9 protein-coding genes and 1 rRNA gene are annotated in these 7,849 nt (G+C 49.3%); 1 reads left to right on the top strand and 9 read right to left on the bottom strand.

Annotation, left to right across the window (positions count from 1 at the left end; genetic code table 11):
• Both ACVBDQ_RS07425 and ACVBDQ_RS07420 read right to left on the bottom strand, forming a co-directional pair.
• Positions 1-218, bottom strand: a 16S ribosomal RNA gene (locus ACVBDQ_RS07425); the annotation flags it as partial.
• 452 nt (positions 219-670) lie between these two features.
• Positions 671-1,534, bottom strand: coding sequence for a nucleotidyltransferase-like protein (locus ACVBDQ_RS07420; protein WP_033845649.1), 864 nt, complete (start codon positions 1,532-1,534; stop codon positions 671-673).
• 375 nt (positions 1,535-1,909) lie between these two features.
• Between ACVBDQ_RS07420 and ACVBDQ_RS07415 the strand changes: the two genes are divergently transcribed.
• Positions 1,910-2,263 (top strand): YgzB family protein, encoded by a 354-nt coding sequence (locus ACVBDQ_RS07415; RefSeq protein WP_011229983.1) that lies wholly within the window; start codon positions 1,910-1,912, stop codon positions 2,261-2,263.
• Between the two features lie 24 nt (positions 2,264-2,287).
• Here ACVBDQ_RS07415 and perR read toward each other — a convergent pair whose 3' ends face one another.
• From perR to ACVBDQ_RS07380, 7 genes are all read right to left on the bottom strand, one after another.
• Entirely contained in the window at positions 2,288-2,746 is a 459-nt protein-coding gene (gene perR / locus ACVBDQ_RS07410) for a peroxide-responsive transcriptional repressor PerR (protein WP_020279379.1), read from the bottom strand.
• 224 nt (positions 2,747-2,970) lie between these two features.
• Positions 2,971-3,447, bottom strand: coding sequence for a thioredoxin-dependent thiol peroxidase (gene bcp / locus ACVBDQ_RS07405; protein ID WP_011229981.1), 477 nt, complete (start codon positions 3,445-3,447; stop codon positions 2,971-2,973).
• A 66-nt stretch (positions 3,448-3,513) separates the two neighbouring features.
• Positions 3,514-3,918, bottom strand: a complete 405-nt coding sequence (locus ACVBDQ_RS07400) for a potassium channel family protein (protein ID WP_011229980.1) — start codon at positions 3,916-3,918, stop codon at positions 3,514-3,516.
• Between the two features lie 169 nt (positions 3,919-4,087).
• Positions 4,088-5,041, bottom strand: coding sequence for an L-lactate dehydrogenase (locus ACVBDQ_RS07395; protein ID WP_011229979.1), 954 nt, complete (start codon positions 5,039-5,041; stop codon positions 4,088-4,090).
• A 145-nt stretch (positions 5,042-5,186) separates the two neighbouring features.
• Positions 5,187-5,972 carry an ABC transporter permease gene (locus ACVBDQ_RS07390; protein ID WP_011229978.1) on the bottom strand — a complete coding sequence of 262 codons (786 nt, stop codon included), beginning with the start codon at positions 5,970-5,972 and terminating at the stop codon, positions 5,187-5,189.
• A 3-nt stretch (positions 5,973-5,975) separates the two neighbouring features.
• Complete coding sequence (locus ACVBDQ_RS07385; RefSeq protein WP_011229977.1) at positions 5,976-6,767, bottom strand: ABC transporter permease; 792 nt, start codon at positions 6,765-6,767, stop codon at positions 5,976-5,978.
• Entirely contained in the window at positions 6,760-7,764 is a 1,005-nt protein-coding gene (locus tag ACVBDQ_RS07380; protein ID WP_011229976.1) for an ABC transporter ATP-binding protein, read from the bottom strand. Before ACVBDQ_RS07380 ends, ACVBDQ_RS07385 begins: the two co-directional genes overlap by 8 nt.
• Positions 7,765-7,849: the final 85 nt, after the last annotated feature.

The following is a 7,849-nucleotide window of genomic DNA, read 5'->3' as shown; positions in this document are numbered from 1 at the left end:
GGCCGCCTTTCAACCAAAGACCATGCGGTCTTCGGTGTTATCCGGTATTAGCTCCGGTTTCCCGGAGTTATCCCGGTCTTGCGGGCAGGTTGCCCACGTGTTACTCACCCGTCCGCCGCTGACCAAATCAGAGCAAGCTCCGATTTGGTCCGCTCGACTTGCATGTATTAGGCACGCCGCCAGCGTTCGTCCTGAGCCAGGATCAAACTCTCCAAAAGAAAGTTGATTGGCTTTTGCTTTGGCCAATGCGGCCTCCGCTTTTCTATTGCGCTTCGTTTCGTTCAGTTTTCAAGGAACGAGACCTCTTCTTGAACTTGCTTCGTTGCAATCTTGCGCCGAGGAATCCAACTCCTCTGGACTCCCTCAAACGCAAATGTGTTTTCCGCTTCCTAAAGCGGCCCTTACATCATAGCATTTTTATTGTTCGTTGTCAACAGCCTTTTATTCATACCGCTCCGCAACATTTTCCCGGCGCGACAGCGATTTAAAATATATCATCGTTCGACAAGGAAGTCAAGAGCTTTTTTCGGCCGGGTTGCCTCCTTCCTTCAATGATCTTGGCAACTGACATTTGTATAAACACAATGAAATTCCTAATAGCATCCATCCTCTCACCGGCTCCCTTCCATTTTTGGGGATCAGCAGAAGGGGACCGTCAAAATTCTTTTTTTTACAACGTGTAATACCGTTCGAGCATTGTATTTCCTTTTGTCGGCATTTCCACGACGGTTAGCACTTTCCTTTCGACAAGATACTCAAGCATGATAACAAGATCAACCGAGTAAGGCGCAAACTGCGGATGACCGGTCATTTCCTCAATGCTCCAAGCACCATTTTTTTCTTTCAGCGCTTCGCATAAATGAGAGGAACCTGATTCTACGTAAGAATGAATCAAAAATTCACTGGCCAGCAACAAAAGTTCCAGCCGTTTCGGAAGCGGTTCTTCACTTCCAACGAGTTCTTCATACAGTTTATAAATCCTTCCATCCATTCGCTTGACTTGATTCCATACGGTCACTTCCGGGTAAAGTCCGTGCTCGATCACGGTCAATCGCGCCAAATGATGGAGGGCTTGCACCATATGGTTGTATGAGTCGAGCCAATGCTTGGCGGCAAACAGCGCCTTGCCCTCTGTATAATGGCGGATCAGTTTGGCAAACTCGAGTCCCATTTTCAATCGCCGTTCTTTAGGCGGGAATTGCTCAAGGCGCTGGCGCAACTGCTGAACATAGCCGTTTCGGTCAAACACGACCGTTCCGTTGAACACCCAGTCGACCGCCTTTCGATGTGACCCGAGAACAAGCCATTCATTTAACTGCCGTTCACTGACTGCATAAAGCACCGCCTTTTTCTCGTTTAGTGAATACTGTCTGAGAAGCATAGGCTCGCTTTGCGGGTCGACAATGACGAGCAGCACGACATCAAACGTATCCGTTGTTGCTGCATGGCAAGCCGTTTTTTCAATCATTAAAATTCCGTGCGTGTTGCAGCGGTTTGCCCATTCGTGACAGATGGGATGCAGCAATTCTTTCATACCTCGCGTCCGTTGCAGAAAGCCGGCCGCGATATCCGGGCGGACAAATCCCTCAGATATCCCAACATATCGATTGACAGACAACCATACGTTCCTATTTTGAGCCGGCTGTTTTTTCTGCAACGTTTTTTCCTCCCTTCCACCGTCATCAATCATCACATTGCGTTTGTGCAGATGTTCAAACAATGCTGTCAACGCCTGTTTCATTTCAGAAAGACCAGAATGCTTGCATCCATGAAGCTGTCGTTTGTTGCCGTCATTCGTTATTCGACAAAAAAAGAGGAATTCCTTTCTTTAAAACGTCGATTTTGTTGATTTCTTCTTCGCGATGGGACCCCGTTTTATGGTATAGTGGTCTATGTAGGAGGGACTGTGATGAGCATCAAATATTCGAGCAAAATCAACAAAATTCGCACTTTCGCCTTAAGCTTGATTTTTATCGGTGTCATTGTCATGTATCTTGGGCTGTTTTTTCGTACGTCCCCGGTCATCATGACGTTGTTTATGTTGTTTGGGATGTTGTTTCTTGTCGCCAGTGGCATTGTATATTTTTGGATCGGCACACTCTCGACGAGAGCCGTCCAAGTTGTTTGCCCGTCGTGCGGCAAAGTGACAAAAATGCTCGGACGCGTCGATTTATGCATGTTTTGCCGTGAACCGTTGACGTTAGACCGCGAACTGGAAGGAAAAGAGTTTGACGAAAAGTACAACAAAAAAAGAAAAAGCTGATAGCCGCCTTGTGCTATCAGCTTTTTAATGCGAATGCGCCGGCGCCCCGCTTTTTTGACAGTCAGGGCAGACTCCGTACACTTCCATGCGATGATGGTCGACCTTAAAGCCGGTGACGTGAGCGGCAAGCTGCTCGACTTCATCAAGCGCTGGATAGTGGAAATCGACAATTTTGCCGCACTCTTCACAGATGACGTGATAATGATTGGAAGTGACGAAGTCAAACCGGCTTGACGAATCGCCGTACGTCAGCTCTTTGACAAGCCCGATTTCCTTAAAGACGCGCAAGTTATTGTAGACGGTAGCTACACTCATGTTTGGGAATTTCCCTTCCAGCGCTTTGTATATTTCATCAGCCGTCGGATGGGACATCGAGCTGATCAAATACTCCAATATCGCATGACGCTGCGGCGTGATGCGTATGCCAGTCTTTTTCAGCATGTCAAGCGCTTCCTTCAGTTGCTCGTTGTCAGACACCGTCATGCACCTCACTCTCTGTGCAAAGGTGAAAAAAATTATCACTTTATAATATTTATAATTAGTCTACAAAGAATACATGCCATTTGTCAATATAGATGCCATTAATATATGGGCTCAGACGCCATTTTAACAAAAAAAGGAGGCGGAAATTGTTTCCGCCTCTTATGTCATTCATTTGAGGAGGTTACTATGTATCATACGCCAAACGATGTACATTGTCTGGACGCTTACCTAGATGACGCTAGTCGGGCGACTTCCGCAAGCGCCTCATCGACATGCCCCTTCACTTTCACCCCGCGCCATTCTTGGACCAACGTTCCGTCGGGGGCGATAATGAATGTCGAGCGATCAATGCCCATATATTCCTTGCCGAAATTTTTCTTTTTCTTCCATACCCCATACAGCTCGGCCACTTCATGCCGCTCATCAGAAAGAAGCAAAAATGGCAACTCATATTTTTCGATAAACGCCTCATGCCGATTCATCGGGTCGGTGCTCACTCCTAAAATGACGGCGTTCAACTCAGCGAACTGCGCATGGCGATCGCGAAAGTCGCACGCTTCGGCTGTGCACCCCGGGGTCATGTCTTTTGGATAAAAGTAAAGCACCACATACCGGCCGCGAAAATCAGACAGCGAAACCATTTTCCCATTGCTTGCCGGCAAGGTGAAATCTGGAGCTGGCTGGCCAATGGCAATCGTCATGTCGTTCCCCCCGTCTTCTTCGTTTTCTTTTAGCGTAGCGAAGACGAAGGGAAATTGCAACTCATATCAGCGATGATCCCAGTCAAACACGGTGCGCGTCACGATGACAGCGGGCATAATGTAGCCGAGCAGCGCTTCGGCAATGGCGATCCACCGCCCGACGCCGATCGGAGTGACATCACCGTATCCGACCGACAAAAGCGTCATACCGCTTAAATACAAGCTGTCTTCAAGCAGCGACAAACGATCTTTCGATGCGCTATTTGGGGATGGGGTAAACACAGCATGGCCGTTTACTTGCAAAATCATATAAATCATGGCAAAACCGAGCAACATCGTTAAATACCATTGGACGAGAACCCATAAGCTATCGAGTGACAGGCGATGCGTCGCTTGCACGCGCACTGTCCAAAGCGAGGTGATGCTGCCGAGCAGTACGGCGGCAACAATGCCAAGGAAGGCGTAATCCATCACGTTCCCCCCATTTTTGTCCGTCGTTCATATATACGCGGACAACCGGGCGATTATACCGCATGACCCTCCGCACCCTGCTTGAATCGGCAGCACTCCTGTATTCCACCGGATCACCCGACCCATTTGACAAGCCAGCGTCCCGTCAGATGAAGCCAATCGTTGCGCTTTACTGAGCAAAATAGCGCGCCAATACACCTTTTAACGTCGCAGCACTACGGTGGAACCATTTTTTCTCCTCCTCGTCAAGTTCAATTTCAATCACTTCGCGGATGCCATTTCGGTTGATCACAGCAGGCACACCGATGTAGACATCGCGTTCGCCGTATGGGCCGTCCAAGTAAGCGGAAACGGTCAAAATGGCATTTTCATGATGCAAAATGGCGCGCGTCACGCGGGCAAGCCCCATAGCAATCCCGTAGTACGTCGCTCCTTTTTTCTCAATAATTTGGTAGGCGGCATCGCGCACATTGACAAAAATGCGCTCGAGCTCTTTTTGCGCTTCTTCCCCTTTAGACTCGACCAGCTTGCGGATCGGCACGCCGCCGATATCAGCCTGGCTCCAGACCGGGAGTTCAGTGTCGCCATGTTCGCCGATAATATAGGCGTGCACGTTCGTCGGGGCGACGGCGAAATAGTCGCCCAACAAGAAGCGGAACCGCGCCGTGTCCAAAATCGTGCCCGATCCGATTACTCGCTCTTGCGGCAGGCCGCTGAATTTCCACGTCGCGTACGTTAAAATGTCGACCGGATTGGTGGCGACGAGAAACAGTCCTTGAAATCCGGATGCCATGACCGACTCAACGATCGAGCGGAAAATGGCAATGTTTTTGTCCACAAGATCAAGCCGCGTCTCGCCCGGTTTTTGGTTGGCGCCGGCGCAAATGACAACCAAATCGGCATCGCGGCAATCATCGTAATCGCCGTGCCAAATGTCAGCCGGCTTCGGCGCAAATACTTTCCCATGGTTGAAGTCCATCGCATCGCCCTCAGCCTTGTTTTCATTTGCATCGATGAGCACGATCTCATCGGCAATCCCTTGATTCATTAAGGCAAACGCATAACTGGCGCCGACAAACCCGGTGCCGACGACCGCTACCCGATTTCCTCTCCCGTTTTTCATCACTATTCACCTCTTCTTCCTTTTTGTGAATATATTCACATTTTATTTTACGCCACAACATGCTAACGATACAGACAAGGTTGTGTCGATTGCTTGACCATTGTTTGTCATTTTGATGGCAAATGAACAAAAACGGGCGGGGCGCCTAGCTCCCCGTCCCGCGATATCGTCTCACCCCGGCGTTCCAAAGCATGACCGAAACGGTGAAGCAAACCATGCCGACCACTGGGGTGAAAAAGGCATAACTGTACCATTCCTTTTTATCAAGAAAATAAGCAGCTGGATAAACGCCGACAAAGGCAAACGGCAGCACCCACGTTAAAATATAGCGGATGACGCGATGATAAATATCGATCGGGTAGCGGCCATAGCTGCTGATGTTGTACATCATCGGCATGATGGATGTGCGGGCGTCGGCAAAAAAACTGATCGTCGCCAGTGAAATGAAAATGCCGGCATAAATCAATGCACCGCCAATGACAAACAAAATAAACACGAAGACATCATACCAATGAAATGAAAGAGACAAGCGGCTGCCGGCATACAGCATAATGATCAGCCCGGGCACAGCGCCAAGCAACGATTCGAGCTCCATCCGCTCCAAAACAATTTGAAACAGGCTGTTTAGCGGGCGCGTCAACACACGATCCATTTCCCCCTGCACAATATATCGTTCATTAAAATCCCAAAGGTTAAAAAAGGCGCCAAATACGGCATATGGAACAAGAAAAAAACCGTAAATAAACAAAATCTCATCGCGCGACCAGCCGTGAAGCAGCGTCGTATGGCCGAACACAACCAGCAAAAATACCAAGTTGACCGCCTGAGCCATAAAGTCAGACAGCCACTCCACGAACAAATCGGCTCGATATTGCAGCTTTGTCTTCATATATTGCGCCATGTATTGAAAAAAAACCGATACGTAAAACAACGTTTACCCCCCTTGCACAACAAGACGCTTTTTCGCCGCTCTCCATAACCATCCAATCGGAAAAAGCAATACGATGCACCACGTTGCCTGCAGAAGCAGGCCATCACGGACAGCAGCACCTTTAAAACTTTCTGTCATGATCATGCTTGGGATGTAGCTGATGGCTTGAAACGGGAAATACATCATCGCCCGTTGCGCCCAATCAGGATAAAAGGAAAGCGGCAAAATGAGCCCAGAAAACAAGTCGATGATAAACCGCTTCGCCCTAAGCAACCCTTCATTTCGGAACGTAAAGAACGTCACAACCCCCGCAAGCAAGTTCAGCTCCGAAAAAATGATAAAGCTGAATAGAAGCGACAAGCCGAAAGACAGCCACGTTTTGGCGTGTCCCGGAAACTGAAGCGGCAAAAAAAGCGATACGACCAAAAGCCCAGGCAGCGATAAAAAGAAAAGGCGAAACAGCCCTTCGCCAAGCCCTTGCACAGCTTTCATCCCTAAATAGCTGTACGGGCGGATCAGTTCAATCGCTACTTTTCCATCGCGGATTTCCATGGCGATTTCACGGTCAAGGTTGTTAAAATAAAACGCCCGCGCCAGCCAGGAAATGGCGACATACGTCGTCATTTGCCCAAGCGACATCCCTTGCATCGATGATTTGCCGCCATAAATAGCCGACCAAAGGAAGTAATACGCTGCGATGTTAATGGCGTAAATCAAAATGCCAGTGTAATAGTTTGTCCGGTAGGCGAGCATCATTAAAAAGCGGATGCGGACCATTTCGACATACTTACCCATGAACCGCACCTTCCTCATAAATATTGCGGATGATCTCCTCCGTCGGCACTTCGTGAATATGGATGTCATTTAACGCACAACGGGCAGCGACGCGACTGACAACTTCCGGCACGCCTCCTGATGGAACGTGCGAGACCCAAACGTTTGGCTGTTCACCTTTTTTCCAAACAACATCCAACCCTTCAGTCAACTGCTGCAAAAAAGCGGCCGTCACCGCTTCGGCAAACGTAAAGGCGACCCGTTTTCCTTGGCCCCATCTTTCTTTCAGGCGCTCAAGCGACCCGTCGTAAATGATTTTCCCTTCATCGAGCATAATGACCCGCTCGCAAAGCGCTTCAATGTCTGACATATCGTGCGTCGTCAGCAGGATCGTCGTGCCATACCGTTCATTCAATTGCTTTAAAAACTGGCGGATGTTGAGTTTGACAAGCACATCAAGGCCGATCGTCGGTTCATCCAAAAACAACAGCGGCGGGTTGTGAATGAGCGCGGCGGCAAGCTCACAGCGCATCCGCTGGCCAAGCGACAGCTTGCGCACCGGCTTATCAAGCAGCGGGCCGATCTCAAGCATGTCAATCACCTCGGCCATATGGCGGCGATATTGCTCGTCCGAGACGCGGTACACTTTTTTCAACAGCCGGAACGACTCTTGAACAGCGATGTCCCACCATAATTGCGAACGCTGGCCGAACACGACGCCGATCGTGCGCACGAATTTTTCGCGCTCTTTATGGGGATTCATCCCGTTGACGACAATGCGCCCAGACGTTGGCGTTAAAATGCCGGTCAACATTTTGATCGTCGTGGATTTGCCGGCGCCGTTTTCGCCGATATAGCCGACGATTTCCCCTTGCTTAACAGCAAACGAAATGTCATCAACCGCTCGAACGAGCGTATAACGGCGCGTCCATAAATCGCGAAACGCTCCGACAAGGCCGGAGCGGCTTTTGTGCACTTTAAATTCTTTGCGCAAATGTTCTACTTCAATCGCGTTCATCGTTCTCCTCCTGACCTCTCCTTGGCGTCAAAGGAAAAAGGCGGCTTGCGCCCTTCTCCTATGTTGCATTATACATGAATCGCCG

It is taken from the genome of Geobacillus sp. CCR (genome assembly GCF_052906625.1).
Note: the sequence above shows the minus strand (reverse complement) of the source record. Positions and strands in the feature narration are given on the sequence as shown.

Excerpts from the sequence above, each read along its gene's own strand:
- ACVBDQ_RS07420 (WP_033845649.1), bottom strand. The coding sequence starts at position 1,534 with ATGAAAGAATTGCTGCATCCCATCTGTCACGAATGGGCAAACCGCTGC.
- ACVBDQ_RS07415 (WP_011229983.1), top strand. The coding sequence starts at position 1,910 with ATGAGCATCAAATATTCGAGCAAAATCAACAAAATTCGCACTTTCGCC.
- perR (WP_020279379.1), bottom strand. The coding sequence starts at position 2,746 with ATGACGGTGTCTGACAACGAGCAACTGAAGGAAGCGCTTGACATGCTG.
- bcp (WP_011229981.1), bottom strand. The coding sequence starts at position 3,447 with ATGACGATTGCCATTGGCCAGCCAGCTCCAGATTTCACCTTGCCGGCA.
- ACVBDQ_RS07400 (WP_011229980.1), bottom strand. The coding sequence starts at position 3,918 with ATGGATTACGCCTTCCTTGGCATTGTTGCCGCCGTACTGCTCGGCAGC.
- ACVBDQ_RS07395 (WP_011229979.1), bottom strand. The coding sequence starts at position 5,041 with ATGAAAAACGGGAGAGGAAATCGGGTAGCGGTCGTCGGCACCGGGTTT.
- ACVBDQ_RS07385 (WP_011229977.1), bottom strand. The coding sequence starts at position 6,767 with ATGGGTAAGTATGTCGAAATGGTCCGCATCCGCTTTTTAATGATGCTC.
- ACVBDQ_RS07380 (WP_011229976.1), bottom strand. The coding sequence starts at position 7,764 with ATGAACGCGATTGAAGTAGAACATTTGCGCAAAGAATTTAAAGTGCAC.